This window comes from Acidovorax sp. (assembly GCF_021287135.1).
In the GTDB taxonomy this organism is placed as follows: Bacteria; Pseudomonadota; Gammaproteobacteria; order Burkholderiales; family Burkholderiaceae_C; genus Acidovorax.
Genome location: NZ_JAJTBB010000023.1, coordinates 25,725 through 42,174 on the forward strand (window position 1 = coordinate 25,725; position 16,450 = coordinate 42,174).

At 66.7% G+C, this 16,450-nt stretch carries 17 protein-coding genes; 10 read left to right on the forward strand and 7 right to left on the reverse strand.

The window, feature by feature from the left end:
• Both LWW96_RS06645 and LWW96_RS06650 read right to left on the reverse strand, forming a co-directional pair.
• Positions 1–636: a MarC family protein gene (locus LWW96_RS06645; protein WP_291485266.1), complete on the reverse strand. Its 636-nt coding sequence runs from the start codon at positions 634–636 to the stop codon at positions 1–3.
• 159 nt (positions 637–795) lie between these two features.
• A complete protein-coding gene (locus tag LWW96_RS06650; RefSeq protein WP_291485268.1) occupies positions 796–1,545 on the reverse strand; it encodes an SDR family oxidoreductase in 750 nt (249 codons plus the stop codon).
• Between the two features lie 91 nt (positions 1,546–1,636).
• On the opposite strand from LWW96_RS06650, the gene LWW96_RS06655 reads away from it, so the two are divergent.
• Positions 1,637–2,332 (forward strand): dienelactone hydrolase family protein, encoded by a 696-nt coding sequence (locus LWW96_RS06655; RefSeq protein WP_291485271.1) that lies wholly within the window; start codon positions 1,637–1,639, stop codon positions 2,330–2,332.
• A gap of 87 nt (positions 2,333–2,419) precedes the next feature.
• On the opposite strand, the gene LWW96_RS06660 is transcribed toward LWW96_RS06655, so the two are convergent.
• The 5 genes from LWW96_RS06660 to hemB all read right to left on the reverse strand — a co-directional run bounded on the left by LWW96_RS06660 (position 2,420) and on the right by hemB (position 8,026).
• The gene (locus LWW96_RS06660) at positions 2,420–2,926 is read right to left on the reverse strand and encodes a midcut-by-XrtH protein (RefSeq protein WP_291485273.1); all 507 of its coding nucleotides are present in this window, start codon (positions 2,924–2,926) and stop codon (positions 2,420–2,422) included.
• A 78-nt stretch (positions 2,927–3,004) separates the two neighbouring features.
• On the reverse strand, positions 3,005–4,603 hold the full coding sequence (locus LWW96_RS06665; RefSeq protein WP_291485275.1) for a methyl-accepting chemotaxis protein: 1,599 nt from the start codon (positions 4,601–4,603) through the stop codon (positions 3,005–3,007).
• Positions 4,604–5,459: 856 nt separating this feature from the next.
• Positions 5,460–5,639: a hypothetical protein gene (locus LWW96_RS06670; protein WP_291485277.1), complete on the reverse strand. Its 180-nt coding sequence runs from the start codon at positions 5,637–5,639 to the stop codon at positions 5,460–5,462.
• Between the two features lie 159 nt (positions 5,640–5,798).
• Positions 5,799–6,959: a magnesium transporter CorA family protein gene (locus LWW96_RS06675; RefSeq protein WP_291485279.1), complete on the reverse strand. Its 1,161-nt coding sequence runs from the start codon at positions 6,957–6,959 to the stop codon at positions 5,799–5,801.
• 56 nt (positions 6,960–7,015) lie between these two features.
• Complete coding sequence (hemB, locus tag LWW96_RS06680) at positions 7,016–8,026, reverse strand: porphobilinogen synthase (protein WP_291485281.1); 1,011 nt, start codon at positions 8,024–8,026, stop codon at positions 7,016–7,018.
• Positions 8,027–8,331: 305 nt separating this feature from the next.
• Here hemB and LWW96_RS06685 point away from each other — a divergent pair, with 305 nt between their 5' ends.
• The 9 genes from LWW96_RS06685 to LWW96_RS06725 all read left to right on the forward strand — a co-directional run.
• Entirely contained in the window at positions 8,332–8,760 is a 429-nt protein-coding gene (locus LWW96_RS06685) for a CopD family protein (RefSeq protein WP_291485283.1), read from the forward strand.
• Positions 8,761–8,848: 88 nt separating this feature from the next.
• Positions 8,849–9,946, forward strand: coding sequence for a VanZ family protein (locus tag LWW96_RS06690; RefSeq protein ID WP_291485285.1), 1,098 nt, complete (start codon positions 8,849–8,851; stop codon positions 9,944–9,946).
• 74 nt (positions 9,947–10,020) lie between these two features.
• Positions 10,021–10,368 (forward strand): (2Fe-2S) ferredoxin domain-containing protein, encoded by a 348-nt coding sequence (locus LWW96_RS06695; RefSeq protein ID WP_291485287.1) that lies wholly within the window; start codon positions 10,021–10,023, stop codon positions 10,366–10,368.
• Between the two features lie 266 nt (positions 10,369–10,634).
• Positions 10,635–11,288, forward strand: coding sequence for an alpha/beta hydrolase (locus tag LWW96_RS06700; RefSeq protein WP_291485289.1), 654 nt, complete (start codon positions 10,635–10,637; stop codon positions 11,286–11,288).
• A gap of 131 nt (positions 11,289–11,419) precedes the next feature.
• Positions 11,420–12,589 (forward strand): D-alanyl-D-alanine carboxypeptidase family protein, encoded by a 1,170-nt coding sequence (locus LWW96_RS06705; RefSeq protein WP_291485291.1) that lies wholly within the window; start codon positions 11,420–11,422, stop codon positions 12,587–12,589.
• A gap of 293 nt (positions 12,590–12,882) precedes the next feature.
• On the forward strand, positions 12,883–13,260 hold the full coding sequence (gene rpsL / locus LWW96_RS06710; RefSeq protein ID WP_015012185.1) for a 30S ribosomal protein S12: 378 nt from the start codon (positions 12,883–12,885) through the stop codon (positions 13,258–13,260).
• A gap of 175 nt (positions 13,261–13,435) precedes the next feature.
• Complete coding sequence (rpsG, locus tag LWW96_RS06715) at positions 13,436–13,909, forward strand: 30S ribosomal protein S7 (protein WP_005798541.1); 474 nt, start codon at positions 13,436–13,438, stop codon at positions 13,907–13,909.
• Positions 13,910–14,068: 159 nt separating this feature from the next.
• A complete protein-coding gene (gene fusA, locus LWW96_RS06720; protein WP_291485293.1) occupies positions 14,069–16,171 on the forward strand; it encodes an elongation factor G in 2,103 nt (700 codons plus the stop codon).
• Positions 16,172–16,311: 140 nt separating this feature from the next.
• Positions 16,312–16,450, forward strand: a 139-nt coding sequence (locus tag LWW96_RS06725; RefSeq protein WP_291483475.1) for a GTP-binding protein, incomplete at its 3' end; no start/stop codon positions are given.

Below are 16,450 nucleotides of genomic sequence, written 5' to 3' on the forward strand. Positions count from 1 at the left end.
TCAGCGCGCGACAAGGATGGGGAACAGCTTGCCCAGCCCATCGGCCATCACCTCCACCGCCAGCGCGGCCAGGATCAGGCCCATGAGCCGGGTCATCACGTTGATGCCGGTCTTGCCCAGCACGCGCGCAATCGGGTCGGCCAGGGCAAAGCACACGGCCGTGGCCAGCGCGATGACCACGCCGTAGCCCACCAGCGCGGCGTGCTGCATAAAGGTCTGCGCACGGTCGGCATAGATCACCACGGTGGACATGCTGGCCGGCCCGGTGAGCAGCGGGATGGTGAGCGGCACCACGGCAATGCTGCTGCCGGCGGCCGCCTTCTCGGCACCTTCTTCGTACTCGTTGGTGGTGGGCTTGGCCTCGGCGGGCTGGGCGTTGAGCATGTTCATCGCGCTGATGAGCAGCAGCATGCCGCCACCCACCTGGAAGCTCTGCAGCGAGATGTTGAAGAAGTCCAGGATCTGCAGGCCCAGCAGCGCGCAGGCCGCAATCACGCAGAACACGCTGAAGCTGGCCACCTGGATGGTGCGCCGCCGCTGCGCATACGAGAAGCCCTGGGTGTAATGGATGAAAAACGGGACGATGGCCAGCGGGTTCACGATGGCCAGCAGGGTGATGAGGGGTTTTAGATCCATATCAATTCTCGATGGCGTTGACCACGACCCCCAGACTTTGAAACCGGCGCTGCCAGAAGCCAGGGACGCCGAGCAAGGGCCGCCCCGCAGGGAGGGCGTCGTTCCCCTCCCGCGAAGCGAGAGAGAGGGAACGCGCGAAGCGACTCAGAGGGTGTTTCATTACCTTCCTCCGGAGACTTCGAGCAGGGACATGGTGGTGTACGGCGACGCGTCCGACATCAGCCACACGATGGCTGCGGCCACCTCTTCGGACGTGCCGCCGCGCTGCATGGGCACCTGGTGGGCCAGGTCGCGCACGCGGTCGGGCAGGCCGCCGCTGGCGTGGATGTCGGTCTCGATCAGGCCCGGGCGCACGGCGTTCACGCGGATGCCCTCGGCCGCCACCTCGCGCGCCAGGCCCACGGTGAAGGTGTCGATGGCCCCCTTGGCCGCGGCGTAGTCCACGTACTGGCCCGCCGCGCCCAGGCGCGCCGCGGCGCTGGAGACGTTGACGATGGCGCCGCCCTGGCCACCGTGCCGGGTGCTCATGCGGCGCACGGCCTCGCGGGCGCAGACGATGCTGCCGATCACGTTGATGTCGAACATGCGGCGCAGCCGTGCGGCGCTCATGGCGTCCACGCGGGCGGGCACGTCCACCACGCCCGCGTTGTTCACCAGTGCGGTCAGGCGGCCCAGCTGGGCGTCCACGGTGGCAAACATCGCCAGCACCTGGGCCTCGTCGGCCACGTCGGCCTGCACGGCCAGGGCGGTGCCGCCGGCGGCGCGGATCTGCTGCACCACCGCGTCGGCGGCGGCCTGGTTGCCCTGGTAGTTCACGGCCACCGCCCAGCCCTGGCGCGCGGCCAGCACGGCGGTGGCGGCGCCAATGCCACGGCTGGCGCCGGTGATTAACGCGATCTTGTTCTTCATGGAATGCGGTCTCCTGCAAGAATGCCGCATTGGAACAGGTTATGGCAACCGCCAGCCCGTCCGTTTTTCCATCTCACCAAGGAGCTGCACCATGGGTCAGTTTGTCGATCTGCAATCTCGCGACGGTTTCACCTTTCCGGCCTGGGTGGCCCGGCCCGACACGACCCCCCGCGGTGCTGTGGTGGTGCTGCAGGAGATCTTCGGTGTGAACTCGCACATCCGTGCGGTGGCCGACCGCTTTGCCGCGCGCGGCTACCTGGCCGTGGCGCCGTCCACGTTCCACCGCGTGCAGCCGGGGGTGGACAACGGCTACTCGCCCGACGACATGAAGGCCGGCATGGCGCTGAAGGCCGCTGTGGAGGCGCTACCGGCGCCGGGCGTCATGCAGGATATCCAGACCGCCATCGACTACGCCGCCCGGGAGGGCGGCGGCCGCAAGGTGGGCCTGGTGGGCTTTTGCTGGGGCGGGCTGCTGACCTGGCGCGCGGCCTGCACGCTCACGGGCCTGTCCGCCGCGGTGCCGTACTACGGCGGCGGCATGACCACGCCCGAGGAAGCCGCGCGCCACCCCACCGTGCCGGTGCTGGCCCACTTCGGCCAGCGCGACCACTTCATCCCCGTGGACGGCGTGCAGGCCTTTGCCCGCGCCCATCCCGAGGTGGAAGTCCATCTCTACGACGCCGACCACGGCTTCAACTGCGACCAGCGGGGCAGCTACGACGAGCCGGCCGCCATGGCAGCGCGGGACCGCACGCTGGCGTTCTTCGACAAGCACCTGGCGGGCTGAACCCTGCGCGGCATCCCTGGCGCGACGGCACGGTAGCGCGTACTTCGGGGCGCGGCGACGGCGCTGGTTTCGGCCGGGGCGCCTGCGTCAGAGCTCGAAGGTTTGCACGTTGCAGCTGGCCCCGGGCGGCAGCACCGTGTTGGCCTGGCAGGTGGTGGCGGGGTCGTCGCGGGAACTGTCGGGGGTGACCGACAGGACGCGCAGCGGCACGCCCGACGTGTTGGTCACGGGCCGCACACCGTAGCCGATGGGCAGCTGCACGGTGCCGCCGGCGGGGTTGTCCATCACAAACGCGATGGATGCGACGGCGTTGCCCACCAGCCCGCTGCCTTGCGTCGCCGCGAACAGGCCTGCGGCGGCCAGCGCCAGGCCCATCACCACGCGGCTGCCTTGCTTGTTGCGCAGGGCGCGCAGGGCCGCGAAGGCCACCAGGGCGGACAGGCCCAGGGCGCCCCATTCGCCCAGGGTGGGCACGCTGGTGGCCAGGGGCGCATAGCTCACGACGATGTCCGCGGGCTGGGCGGCGGCCAGCAGGGGAGCGCCAGCCAGGGTGGCGAGCGCACCGGCCCGCAGAAAGCGCTGAAAAGAGGTCATGGTTCCTGGTCCTTGCAGGGATGAAAGTTACAAATTGTAGCGACAACACCCGGGGTGCCACAACTGCGGGGGCGGCGCTCAGGAGGCGGTGAGCAAGGCGCGCGCTGGCGCAGCACCGGCGGGGCGCCGCAGCAGCCCGTCGCGCACCTTGAAGCTGGAAGCCGCCTGGGCCAGCCGATGGGCCTGCTCGCGCAGGCTCTGGGCAGCGGCCGCGGATTCCTCCACCAGAGCGGCGTTTTGCTGGGTGGCCTGGTCCAGCTGGGCGATGGCGCCGTTGACCATGGCAATGCCGTCGGACTGCTCGCGGGCGCTCGCTGCGATCTGGGCGACCACTTCGGTCACGCGCTCCACCGAGGTCACGATGTTCTGCATGGCGGCGCCGGCATCCTGCACCAGCTGCGTGCCCGCACCTACCTTCTCGACGCTGGTGGAGATCAGGCCCTTGATCTCCTTAGCCGCTTCGGCGCTGCGCTGCGCCAGGCTGCGCACTTCGCCCGCCACCACGGCAAAGCCCCGACCCTGCTCGCCGGCGCGGGCGGCTTCCACGGCCGCATTCAGCGCCAGGATGTTGGTCTGGAACGCAATGCCGTCAATGGTGCCGATGATGTCCGCAATGCGGCGGGAGCTGGTGTGGATGTCTTCCATGGTGTCCACCACCTGCGCCACCAGGTGGCCGCCCTGCGACGCCACCTGTGCCGCAGACGATGCCAACGAGCTGGCCGTGCGTGCGGCCTCGGCCGACTGCTGCACCGTGGCCGTGAACTGCTCCATGGACGATGCCGTCTGCTGCAGGTTGGCGGCGGTGTGCTCGGTGCGGGACGACAGGTCCTGCGTGCCGCCGGCAATCTGGTCGCTGGCGCTGGCAATCTCGTCGCCCGCGTCGCGGATCTGGCCGATCACCGTGCCCAGGGCGTGCTGCATGTCCCCCAGCGCGCGCAGCAGCTGGCCGGTTTCGTCATTGCTGGTGCTGGCCACGGTGGCCGTGAGGTCGCCCTGGGCGATGGTGCCGGCCACGGCTACTGAGGTGCCCAGCGGCCGGGTGATGCTGCGCGTGATGGCCACCGCCAGCACCATGCCCAGGCCGCAGGTGATGGCGCCCAGCGCAATCAGCCAGTAGCGGGCCTTGTCGTTGGCGGCCTTGATGGGTGTGGCGGACTCGTCCAGCGCCTTGCGCTGCATCTCCATCAGGGCTTCCACGCGGGACATGTACTGCTTGGCGGCGGGAACAAAGCGGGACTCCAGCAGCGCGTCCGCCTGCTCGGGCTGGCCGTCGCGGCGCAGGCGGATCACCTCGTCGCGCGCCTGGGTGTAGTCGCGGCGCAGACCGCTGATCTCCTTGAACAGCGCATGCTCGGCGTCGGTCTGCATCAGGCCTTCCACCTTTTTCTGGATCTCCGTCGTGGCGCCGGCCGATTGCTTCTGCTCATCGGCGAAGTAGGTGGCCAGCGCGGCATCGCTGCTCTTGGCAATGGCCGTGGTGCGGCGAACGGCCGTGTGGATCAGGCGGTACCAGTCGGTGATGAGCCGCTCCTTGGCGAGCGGTTGTTCGATGACGGCCTGGGTGGAGGCGGAAGCCGTCTGCAGCTGCCAGACCCCCAGCAAGGTACCCAGCAGCGACAGCGCCAAGAGCAATCCAAAGCCCAGGGACAGGCGTTTTCCAATGGCAAGTTGATTCATAACAGGTGAACTTTTGAGGGTGCGGCCGGTGCCGCAGCCGCCGCTTGCAGCGGTCGGCGGGGTTCATGTTACGAATTGCAACTTTTGACACATTGACATGCCTCAAGCCTTGCCCAGCCGCGCCGGGGCGCAGGGGCCACGGGGGTTTGGGTAGCAGGATGGGTTCGCCAGACCCCTGCATTGGATTAAGTGCACAAGTAAATACCCCCTGATTTTCATTTGTTTGCAAACTCCTTGCGAATATCCTGTCAATATTTATATGTATTTATAAAAATAGACAAGGAAATGAGATTCAATTTGCGTCTATCGAAATGTGCCATTTCGGTGAGTTTGGTGATGCCGGCAATGCAAGCGGCCACGGCAGCCCAGCAGTGCCTGGCGCTTCCTGGTATTTACGGTGCGGTCACGGTGTCGGGCTGTGATAATGACCCAGTTCAGGGTATTAAAAACCCGACGGGCTCTACGACATTCCCGGGTCTGTTCCCGGATGGCTTTGACGGTGTTGGGCTGGGAGACATGCCCGACATTTCGATGAGTTCCTGCACCTATACCTTCAACCACCCCGTTCTGGCGAGTTCAATCACGGTGGACTTGACTTCGATGGAGCCAGCGTGGAGTTACCCGGTTCGGGATACTTTCTCGGTGGCGTTAGACGGCAATCCGTATCCCTTCACAAATGCCGATATCGTGCAAACGCCCTTGCTGCCAGCGAGTACTGCATTTGGTCCGGGCCTCCTGGATCAGCAAGGCGGTGCCATCATCTCCGCACCGGACAGCAGTAGCTCTGGCAAAGTGAAAATATCGGCCAGCGACTGGATCAGCTCGGTGAAACTGACCATGCAGGGCAGTGCGATCGTCAGGGTTTGCCTTGATGACGCAGCTCCAGTGTCGCCGCCGCCTCCGCCGCCTCCGCCGCCGCCTCCTCCTCCCCCGCCGCCGCCTCCCCCGCCGGCTCCGGCTCCGGCTCCGGCTCCGGCTCCGGCTCCGGCTCCGGCTCCAGCTCCAGCTCCAGCTCCAGCTCCAGCTCCTGTGGCAAAACCGGTGGCAGTGCCGGTGGGGCTGGGGGGTGTCGGCGCTGCCGCCGCAGGCATTCTGGCCTCCGGGGCCTTTTTGGCCCGCAGGCGCAGGAGTGGAAAGCGATCCTGAGCGACCAACGTGCTGCAGCGCCGCCCACCCCGGACCAGCGCTGACGACCTCAGCGGCCGGTGCGCGCCAGGTAGCGCTTGCGCCAGAACAGCAGCACCAGGGCCAGCGCAATCAGGGCCATGGCGGCCATGGCCCACCAGAAGCCGTCGGACTTGTGGATGAGCGGGATGAACTCGAAATTCATGCCGAAGATGCCGGCGATGAGGTTCAGCGGCAGGAACACGGCGGTAAGCGCGGTGAGCGTGCGCATGATGTCGTTGGTGCGGTTGCTTTGCACGCTGAAGTGCATCTGCACCGCGGTTTCCGTGCTTTGTTCCAGCCGGCGCACGTGGTGCACCACGCGTTCGATGTGTTCGAGCACGTCGCGGCTGCGCACCTTGAGCAGGTCCAGCTCGCGCAGCGCGGCCGGGGTGTCGGGGGTGTCCCAGGTTTCCAGCGCGTCGATCCAGTCCTGCACCGCGCTGCGCTGGTCTTCGCAGGTTTCGTCCAGGCCGTGCAGGGACAGGCGGGCTTCCAGCAGCGACGTCCAGTTCACATAGCGGGCGCGGGGCTTGAGCAGCTCCGTCTGCCAGTGGTCGAGCTGGCGGGTGAGTTCGCGGCGCAGGTCCAGGTAGCCGTCCACCATCAGGTTGACCATGCGCAGCATCAGGTCCGCCGGGCTGGTGGGGATCCGGCTGCCCGCCACCGGGCTTGCGCGGCCCTCGCGCACGTCGCCCTGCGCGGCCGGCAGGGCGGCGAGCAGCCGCGCTGCGTAGGCGTCGCGCACCAGGCAGTCGGTGGGGTGCACGGTGAGCAGCACCTTGTCGAACACGGCGAAGCCGACCGGGCTGGTGTCGATGCGGCGCAGCACCGGCGGGCCGCTGCGCCGCGCGGGCCCTTCGGGGGCGGGAGCGCCCTCCGCCGGGCTGGCCGCGCCCCCGCCGTCACCTGGGCCGCCCCCGCCGCCGGCGCCCAGCCTGCGGAAGACCAGCAGGTCGTACTGCGAGGTGTAGTCGTAGTGCGACGGCAGGTGGGCGTTGAGCAGGTCGGACACATGCAGATCCACCAGCTGCAGCCCCAGCCACGCCTGCAGGTGCTGCTGGATCTCGGGCAGCCGCAACTGAAAGGCCGGCCGCGCACACGCCAGCCACAGGAAGCCCTGCGCCGGCAGCGGATGGGGCAGGGCGTGGAGTTCCTGGACGCCGCCGCTGTGGATGTGGAAGATGCGCATGCCGCTCAGTTTTGCATGAAAAGTGCCTCTAGCGCTTACGGGGTATGCGCTGGCAGCTATCGTTTCAGGAGCAACCGGGCAGCGTCGCGGGCGAAGTAGGTCAGCACGCCGTCGGCGCCCGCGCGCTTGAAGGCCAGCAGGGCTTCCATCATCACGGCATCGTGGTCGAGCCAGCCGTTGGCGGCAGCGGCCTTCAGCATGGCGTACTCGCCGCTCACCTGGTAGGCGAAGGTCGGCACCTTGAACTCGTCCTTCACGCGCCGCACGATGTCCAGGTAGGGCATGCCGGGCTTGACCATGACCATGTCCGCGCCTTCGGCGATGTCGATGGCCACCTCGCGCAGGGCTTCGTCGCTGTTGCCCGGGTCCATCTGGTAGACGTTCTTGTCGGCCTTGCCCAGGGCGCCGCGCGTGCCCACCGCGTCGCGGAAGGGGCCGTAGAAGGCGCTGGCGTACTTGGCGCTGTAGGCCATGATGCGGGTGTGGATGTGGCCCTGCACCTCCAGCGCTTCGCGGATGGCGCCGATGCGGCCGTCCATCATGTCGCTGGGCGCGACGATGTCCACGCCCGCCTCGGCGTGCGTCATCGCCTGGCCCGTGAGGATTTCCACGGTCTCGTCGTTGAGGATGTAGCCCGTGGCGTCCAGCACGCCATCCTGGCCGTGGCTGGTGTAGGGGTCCAGCGCCACGTCGGTCAGCACGCCCAGGTCGGGGAATTCCTTCTTGAGCGCGCGCACCACGCGCGGAATCAGGCCGTCGGGGTTCAGCGCTTCCTTGCCGTCGGGCGTCTTGAGTTCGGTCTCGATCGAGGGGAACAGTGCCAGCACCGGAATGCCCAGCTGCACGCAGTCCTCGGCCACGGGCAGCAGCAGGTCCAGGCTCAGGCGGTCCACGCCGGGCATAGACGGCACGGCCTCGCGCCGACCCGTGCCTTCGTGCACGAACACGGGGTAGATCAGGTCGTGCGGCGACAGGGCGTGCTCGCGCACCAGGTTGCGAGTGAAGGCATCGCGGCGCAGGCGGCGCGGGCGGTTCTGGGGGAAAGGAGCGGGGCTTTGGAGATGCATGGTGCCAAAGATTATCCCCCTGCGCGCCACTGGCCGCGCGGGCGCGCCGCCCTGGGGCGGAACGTGCCGGAGGGGCGCTGGACAGGGGCCGGACGCACTGCGCGGCCCCCCGGGCAATGCCGCTTGTAACACTTTGGCGCCGGTGCTAAATTGGCAGCGGGCGGTCTGCCGCCCCCCGCTTTCCCTCCCTGAGCGGGGCCTCGGGTTGCAGCGATGCAAAACAGGCTTTCCCGGCCCGGCGGTCTTGCCGGGCTTTTTTTTGGGCGCGGCCGTAGCGTGCGGCAGGGACACTTAAACTGCGCCCCATGCTCTGGGTAAAAGCCTTTCACATTGTTTTCGTGGCCAGTTGGTTTGCCGGCCTGTTCTATTTGCCGCGCATCTTTGTCAACCTGGCGATGGTGGCGCCCGGCTCGGCCGCGGAACGCGACCGGCTGCTGCTGATGGCGCGCAAGCTCCTGCGGTTCTCCACGCTGCTGGCCGTGCCCGCCGTGGCGCTGGGCCTGTGGCTGTGGCTGGGCTATGGCATCGGCCGCGGCCCGGGCAACGGCTGGCTGCACGCCAAGCTGGCGGTGGTGGTGCTGGTGATCGGCTACCACCATGCGTGCAGCGTGATGCTGCGCAAGCTGGCCGACGGCACCAGCCGCCGCACCCATGGCTGGTTCCGCTGGTTCAACGAGGTGCCGGTGCTGCTGCTGCTGGCGGCCGTGGTCCTGGTGGTGGTCAAGCCGTTCTGAACGAAAAGGGGGCCTGTGGTGTCGCAGCGTCCGGTGATCTGGCGGCGCAGCCCGCGGGGCCGCCGCTGCGGGGGCAGGTGACCCAGCCATGCACCGCACCTCCGCCTGGCCCCTCGCGCTGATCTACGCGGCGCTCATTGTCTTTGCCAGCCTGTTTCCCTTTGACGGGTGGCGGGCGCAGGGCATCGATCCGCTGGTGTTTCTGCTGGCACCGCTGCCGCCCCCGTACTGGACGGGGTTCGATATCACCGTCAACGTGGCGGGCTATGCCCCCCTGGGTTTCCTGCTGGTGCTGGCCGTGCTGCGCTCCGGCGGCGGGCGGGGCGTGGTGCTGCTGGCCACGCTGGCGGGCATGCTGCTGTCGCTGTCCATGGAGTTTCTGCAGATCTACCTGCCCCGGCGCGTGCCGTCCAACCTCGATCTGCTGCTGAACACCGCGGGCACCCTGCTGGGCGCCCTGGCGGCGGCCCTGCTGGAACGCCTGGGCGCCATCGACCGCTGGAGCGATTTCCGCGGGCGGTGGTTCGTGCAGGACGCCAGCGGCGCCATCGTGCTGCTGGCGCTGTGGCCGCTGGCGCTGCTGTTTCCGGCGGCGGTGCCGTTCGGCCTGGGGCAGGTGCTGGAGCGGCTGGAGGCCGCGCTTACCGAGGTGCTGGCCGACACCCCGTTCCTGGAGTGGCTGCCCCTGCAGGACACGGCCTTCGATCCCCTGTCGCCCAGCGGCGAGCTGCTGTGCGTCCTGCTGGGTCTGCTGGCCCCTTGCCTGCTCGGGTACTGCGTGATCCGGTCGGTAGGGCGCCGGGCCCTGTTTGCCGTGGCGGTGGTGGCCGTGGGGGTCACGCTCACGGCGCTGTCGGCGGCGCTGAGCTGGGGGCCGGTGCACGCGTGGGAGTGGATGGGCCCTGCCACCCGCGTGGGCGTGTGGGCGGCGCTGGGCCTGGCGCTGCTGCTGCTGCCGCTGCCCCGGCGGGCCAGCGCGGCGGTGCTGCTGCTCACGCTGGCGTGGCACCTGGCGCTGCTCAACCAGGCGCCGACCAGTGCCTACTTTGCCCAGACCCTGCAGATCTGGGAGCAGGGCCGCTTTATTCGCTTCTACGGGCTGGGCCAGTGGCTGGGCTGGCTGTGGCCGTATGCGGCGCTGCTCTACGTGCTGCTGCGGGTGTCCCGGCGCGACCGCGCGGGCTGAAATCCGCCGCCAGCACTGCAGCGCCCGCCTGCGACCACGGGGCAGGACCGGGCCAGGGTTCGTAGAATGCCGGCATGAGCGATACCCCCCAAGCGCCGGGTTACTACCAGCGCCACATTTTCTTCTGCCTGAACGAACGCACCAACGGCGAGGACAGCTGCGCCCACCACAACGCCCAGGCCGGCTTCGAGCGCTGCAAGGCCCAGGTCAAGGCCGCCGGCCTGGCCGGGCCGGGCAAGGTCCGCGTGAACAAGGCCGGCTGCCTGGACCGCTGCGCCGGCGGGCCGGTGGCCGTGGTGTACCCGGAGGCGGTCTGGTACACCTACGTGGACAGCGCCGACATCGACGAGATCGTCGAATCCCACCTGAAAAACGGCCAGGTGGTGGAGCGCCTGCTCACGCCGCCGGAACTTGGGCGCTGAAAGCGGCTCCACCTTCTTCTTTCGCTTTTTGCGTTTTTCGTGTTTTTGGCCTTGAGGGATCCTCTGCACAAATCACCGCGCCGTGTGCATCCGCGGGCTCGGGCGGTCTGCCGCGTTGCAAATCCTCGCAATAGCACCCGCTATTGCTGCGTTTTGCGCCTTGCAGCCCCCCCGATCCGCAGCGCACACTTTCCGCTCGATTCGTGCAGAGCACCCCTGGCGCTTGCCTATCAAGCGCTGGCAGCTATTGATTTGGTAGTACATCCGTGAACGCCCAGACCGAACGCCTGACCCTGTCCGGCCCTGCAGGCGCCATCGAGGCCGTGCGTGACGCCGCCGCGCTGGCCGAGGGCGCTGCCCCGCGGGGCGTGGCTGTCATTGCCCATCCCCATCCGCTGTTTGGCGGCACCCTGGACAACAAGGTCGTGCAGACCCTGGCGCGCGCCTTTGTGCAGTGCGGCTGGACGGCCGTGCGCTTCAACTTCCGGGGCGTGGGCGGCACGGCGGGCACCCACGATGAGGGCCGGGGGGAACTGCAGGATCTGCTGGCCGTCGTGGACCAGGTGGCCCCGGGCGGTGCTGCCGGTCCGCGCATTGCGCTGGCCGGCTTTTCCTTCGGCGCCTTTGTCACCAGCCATGCGCTGGCGGCGCTCTGGCCCCAGGGCCGTGTAGAGCGCGCCGTCCTGGTCGGCACCGCGGCCAGCCGCTTCACCGTGGCGCCCGTGCCGGCAGAGGCCCACCTGCGTACGCTGGTGATCCATGGCGAGCAGGACGACACCGTGCCGCTGGCCGCCGTCATGGACTGGGCCCGTCCCCAGATACTGCCTGTCACCGTTATCCCCGCAGGGGGGCATTTCTTTCACGGACAATTGCCGCTCCTGAAAAACTTGGTGGTCCGCCACCTGCAGCCCGGCGGCTGATCGGGACCGCGCCAGCGGGCGAGTCCCGGCGCTGCGCCGGCCCGCCTGCAGCCTTTGCGGGTTCCTTTTTGCCCTCGTCGCCCTCCTCCTTTTTTTCTTTCTCTACGGCTCCCCGCTGCCTTCACCTGCCCATGAAACGAATCCTGTCCGTGCTGCGAACCCTGGCCGTCTTTGCTGCCGTGGCCCCCGCGGCCTTTGGCGCCCATGCCCAGGCGCCCCAGCCCCCCGAAATCGCCGCGCGCACCTACATGCTGGTGGATGTGACCGCTGGCCAGGTGCTGGCCGCCAAGGACATTGACGCGCCGGTGGAGCCGGCCTCGCTGACCAAGCTCATGACGGGCTATCTGGTGTTCGACGCGCTGCGCGCCAAGAAGATCTCGCTGGAGCAGAAGCTGCCGGTGAGCGTGCGCGCCTGGAAGATGCCCGGCTCGCGCATGTTCATCGACCCCAAGATGCAGGTGCCGGTGGAAGACCTCATCAAGGGCATGATCATCCAGTCCGGCAACGACGCCACCATGGCGCTGGCCGAGGGCGTGGGCGGCACGGCCGAGAACTTCGTCAAGCTCATGAACGACCAGGCCAAGGCCCTGGGCATGAACGGCACGAGCTACAAGAATCCCGAAGGCCTGACCGAAGCCGGCCACACCACCACGGCGCGTGACCTGAGCGTGCTGGCCACGCGGCTGATGAAGGACTTCCCGGAGTACATGCACTACTACGCCACCAAGCAGTACAGCTACCCCGGCACGCCCGCCTCCAACGGCAGCAACCGCAACACTCTGCTGTTCCGCGACCCCACGGTGGACGGCCTGAAGACCGGCCACACCGCCGCCGCCGGCTATTGCCTGGTGGCCACGGCCAAGCGCGAGTTCCCGGGCGTGGGTCCGCGCCGCCTGCTGTCCATCGTGCTGGGCGCCGCCAGCGAGAATGCCCGCGCCAACGAAAGCCAGAAGCTGCTGAACTGGGGCTACACCGCGTTCGAGGCCGTCAAGCTTTTCGACGCCGGCAAGCCCGTGGCCACCCCCGCCGTCTGGAAGGGCACGGAAAGCGTGCTCAAGATTGGCCGCGACGATGCCATCGTGGTGGCGGTTCCTTCCGGCAGCGCGGGCAAGATCAGCACGCAGATCGTGCGCCCGGATCCCCTGGTTGCGCCCTTCACCAAGGGCCAGTCCGTGGGTTCGCTGAAAGTGGTGCTGGGCGACCAAGCGCTGGCCGAAGTGCCCCTGGTGGCGCTGGAAGAAGTGCCGCAGGCCGGCATCCTGGGCCGCGCCTGGGACGCGATCCGGCTGTGGATTAAGTAGCGGAACCATCCCCCTGAGCGGCTTCGCCGCTTCCCCCTTCTCTCGAATCACTGCGTGATTCGGGAAGGGTGACGCCGCCAGCGCGGCGGGGCGGCCCTTGCGCGGCGGCCCTGGCCTGGGCCGTGCGCTTTCGATGGCCGTGGCGGAGCGGATCTTCTATCCGGGCGGGGCCAAAAACATCGCCCCGCTTGCCCGTTTTGGGTCTTGCTGCTACATTAGAAGGCTTTTCGGAATTTCCGAAGGGTTTCACGTTTTCGCTTTCACGAAGCATATTCACGTTTAGGGACGTATTCATGCCAACCATCAATCAACTGGTCCGTCAGGGGCGCGAGGTCGAAAAGACCAAGTCGAAGAGCCCCGCGATGGAAAACTCTCCCCAGCGCCGTGGCGTGTGCACCCGTGTGTACACCACGACGCCCAAGAAGCCGAACTCCGCTCTGCGTAAGGTTGCCAAGGTGCGCCTGACCAACGGTTTCGAAGTCATCTCCTACATCGGCGGTGAAGGCCACAACCTGCAGGAACACAGCGTGGTGCTGGTTCGCGGCGGTCGTGTGAAGGACTTGCCCGGTGTGCGTTACCACATCGTGCGCGGTTCGCTGGACCTGCAAGGCGTGAAGGATCGCAAGCAGGCCCGCTCCAAGTACGGCGCGAAGAAGCCCAAGGCCAAGTAAGCCCTGGATCTTCTGCCGGTCTGAGAATTTTTCGGTGCTGTTCCCCGCGTGGCGCGGTGTTCAGCGTAGTGACCCCAAACGCAGGTGTTCTGCGCGGGTCGAGTAAGTGGGAGTCCTGGATTGGCTCTCGCGGTTCCGGAAACGGTGCCAACTGAAGCAAAGATAGAGGTAAAAAATGCCACGTCGTCGCGAAGTCCCCAAACGTGAAATCCTGCCGGATCCCAAGTTCGGCAATGTAGAGCTGTCCAAATTCATGAACGTGATCATGGAAGGCGGCAAGAAGGCAGTTGCCGAGCGCATCATTTACGGCGCTCTGGAACTGATCGAGAAGAAGCACCCTGACAAGGATCCCCTGGAAGCCTTCACCGTTGCCATCAACAACGTGAAGCCCATGGTGGAAGTGAAGTCCCGCCGCGTCGGCGGTGCCAACTACCAGGTGCCCGTGGAAGTGCGTCCCGTGCGCCGCCTGGCCCTGTCGATGCGCTGGATCAAGGAAGCCGCCCGCAAGCGCGGCGAGAAGTCCATGGCCCAGCGCCTGGCCAACGAGCTGCTGGAAGCCACCGAAGGCCGTGGCGGCGCCATGAAGAAGCGTGACGAAGTGCACCGCATGGCCGAAGCCAACAAGGCGTTCAGCCACTTCCGCTTCTAAGCACAGCAAATCGACGATCGTTTTCGTCGCCAAGCGCAAGGCTGCCGGCCCCATGTGCCTGCAGCCTTGTGGCGATTGAGGCGGTCACAAAATTGACGGACGGCAGCCCCACAATGGCCGCCCCGTCCCCCGAATCACACGACCCATCAAGGACTCACCATGGCTCGCAAGACCCCCATCGAGCGCTACCGCAACATCGGTATCTCGGCCCACATTGACGCTGGCAAGACCACGACGACCGAGCGTATCCTGTTCTACACCGGTGTGAACCACAAGATCGGTGAAGTGCACGATGGCGCCGCCACCATGGACTGGATGGAGCAAGAGCAAGAGCGCGGCATCACGATCACGTCGGCTGCCACGACCTGCTTCTGGAAGGGCATGGACATGTCCTACCCCGAGCACCGCTTCAACATCATCGACACCCCCGGCCACGTGGACTTCACCATTGAAGTGGAGCGTTCCATGCGCGTGCTGGACGGTGCCTGCATGGTGTACTGCGCCGTGGGTGGCGTGCAGCCCCAGTCGGAAACCGTCTGGCGCCAAGCCAACAAGTACAAGGTGCCCCGCCTGGCCTTCGTGAACAAGATGGACCGTACCGGTGCCAACTTCTTCAAGGTCTACGACCAGATGCGCCTGCGCCTGAAGGCCAACCCCGTGCCCGTCGTGATCCCGATCGGCGCGGAAGACAACTTCAAGGGCGTGGTCGATCTGCTCAAGATGAAGGCCATCATCTGGGACGAAGCCTCGCAAGGCATGAAGTTCGACTACCAGGATATCCCCGCGGATCTGGTGGAGTCGGCCAAGGAATGGCGCGAAAAGATGGTGGAAGCTGCGGCCGAAGCCTCTGAAGAGCTGATGAACAAGTACCTGGAAGAGGGTGACCTCTCCGAGGAAGACATCAAGCTCGGCCTGCGCACGCGCACCATCGCCACCGAAATCCAGCCCATGCTGTGCGGCACGGCGTTCAAGAACAAGGGTGTGCAGCGCATGCTGGACGCCGTGATCGACTACCTGCCTTCGCCCGTGGACATTCCTCCCGTGGCCGGCACGGATGAAGACGAGAAAGAAACCAGCCGCAAGGCCGACGACGGCGAGAAGTTCTCCGCCCTGGCGTTCAAGCTGATGACCGACCCGTTCGTGGGCCAGCTGACCTTCGTGCGTGTGTACTCCGGCGTGCTCTCCAAGGGCGACACCGTGTACAACCCTGTGAAGGGCAAGAAGGAGCGTATCGGCCGTATCGTGCAGATGCACGCCAACGAGCGCCAGGAAGTGGACGAAATCCGCGCCGGCGACATCGCCGCCTGCGTGGGCCTGAAGGAAGTGACCACGGGTGAAACCCTGTGCGATCCCGATGCCATCGTGACGCTGGAGCGTATGGTGTTCCCCGAGCCCGTGATCTCGCAGGCCGTGGAACCCAAGACCAAGGCTGACCAGGAAAAGATGGGCCTGGCGCTGCAACGCCTGGCTTCGGAAGATCCGTCGTTCCGCGTGCGCACCGACGAAGAGTCCGGCCAGACCATCATCTCCGGCATGGGCGAGCTGCACCTGGAAATCATCGTGGACCGCATGAAGCGCGAATTCGGCGTGGAAGCCAACGTGGGCAAGCCCCAGGTGGCCTACCGCGAAACCGTGCGCAAGTCGGTCGCCGATGTGGACGGCAAGTTCGTGCGCCAGTCTGGTGGTAAGGGCCAGTACGGCCACGTGGTGTTCCGCCTGGAGCCCAACGAAGCCGGCAAGGGCTTCGAGTTCATCGACGAAATCAAGGGTGGCGTGGTGCCCCGCGAGTACATCCCGGCTGTCGAGAAGGGTGTGATCGAGGCGCTGAACACCGGCGTGCTGGCAGGCTTCCCCGTGGTGGACGTGAAGGTCGCGCTGACCTTCGGTTCGTACCACGACGTGGACTCGTCCGAGCAGGCGTTCAAGATGGCCGCCATCTTCGGTTTCAAGGAAGCAGCCCGCAAGGCCAACCCCGTGATCCTGGAGCCCATGATGGCCGTGGAAGTGGAAACGCCTGAAGACTACGCCGGCAACGTGATGGGCGACCTGTCCAGCCGTCGCGGCATGGTGCAGGGCATGGACGACATGGTCGGTGGCGGTAAGGTCATCAAGGCCGAAGTTCCGCTGTCGGAAATGTTCGGCTACTCGACCACCCTGCGCTCCATGTCGCAAGGCCGCGCCACGTACACGATGGAATTCAAGCACTACAGCGAAGCTCCTCGCAACGTGTCCGAAGCCATCGTGGCGGCCCGCGCCAAGTAATTGGCTCCCGGCCCGGGCGTTGCGCCCGGGCTTTGTTTTGTCTGCGATCCGGTGCCATCCTGTTTCCTGTGCGGGATGAATCAGCAATCGGATGCAGACGTAAAACCACTACACAGGCATTGCTCTTTGGAGAGATTGAAATGGCAAAAGGTAAGTTCGAACGTACCAAGCCCCACGTGAACGTGGGCACGATCGGCCACGTGGACCATGGCAAGACGACGCTGACGGCAGCGATCGCCACGGTGCTGTCCGCCAAGTTCGGCGGCGAAGCCAAGAAGT

What these genes read in the sequence shown, in the direction of transcription:
- LWW96_RS06665 (WP_291485275.1), bottom strand. Translation starts at nt 4,603, where the DNA reads ATGAATCAACTTGCCATTGGAAAACGCCTGTCCCTGGGCTTTGGATTG.
- hemB (WP_291485281.1), bottom strand. Translation starts at nt 8,026, where the DNA reads ATGCATCTCCAAAGCCCCGCTCCTTTCCCCCAGAACCGCCCGCGCCGC.
- LWW96_RS06695 (WP_291485287.1), top strand. Translation starts at nt 10,021, where the DNA reads ATGAGCGATACCCCCCAAGCGCCGGGTTACTACCAGCGCCACATTTTC.
- LWW96_RS06655 (WP_291485271.1), top strand. Translation starts at nt 1,637, where the DNA reads ATGGGTCAGTTTGTCGATCTGCAATCTCGCGACGGTTTCACCTTTCCG.
- LWW96_RS06660 (WP_291485273.1), bottom strand. Translation starts at nt 2,926, where the DNA reads ATGACCTCTTTTCAGCGCTTTCTGCGGGCCGGTGCGCTCGCCACCCTG.
- LWW96_RS06650 (WP_291485268.1), bottom strand. Translation starts at nt 1,545, where the DNA reads ATGAAGAACAAGATCGCGTTAATCACCGGCGCCAGCCGTGGCATTGGC.
- LWW96_RS06690 (WP_291485285.1), top strand. Translation starts at nt 8,849, where the DNA reads ATGCACCGCACCTCCGCCTGGCCCCTCGCGCTGATCTACGCGGCGCTC.
- LWW96_RS06685 (WP_291485283.1), top strand. Translation starts at nt 8,332, where the DNA reads ATGCTCTGGGTAAAAGCCTTTCACATTGTTTTCGTGGCCAGTTGGTTT.
- fusA (WP_291485293.1), top strand. Translation starts at nt 14,069, where the DNA reads ATGGCTCGCAAGACCCCCATCGAGCGCTACCGCAACATCGGTATCTCG.
- rpsG (WP_005798541.1), top strand. Translation starts at nt 13,436, where the DNA reads ATGCCACGTCGTCGCGAAGTCCCCAAACGTGAAATCCTGCCGGATCCC.
- LWW96_RS06675 (WP_291485279.1), bottom strand. Translation starts at nt 6,959, where the DNA reads ATGCGCATCTTCCACATCCACAGCGGCGGCGTCCAGGAACTCCACGCC.
- rpsL (WP_015012185.1), top strand. Translation starts at nt 12,883, where the DNA reads ATGCCAACCATCAATCAACTGGTCCGTCAGGGGCGCGAGGTCGAAAAG.
- LWW96_RS06705 (WP_291485291.1), top strand. Translation starts at nt 11,420, where the DNA reads ATGAAACGAATCCTGTCCGTGCTGCGAACCCTGGCCGTCTTTGCTGCC.
- LWW96_RS06645 (WP_291485266.1), bottom strand. Translation starts at nt 636, where the DNA reads ATGGATCTAAAACCCCTCATCACCCTGCTGGCCATCGTGAACCCGCTG.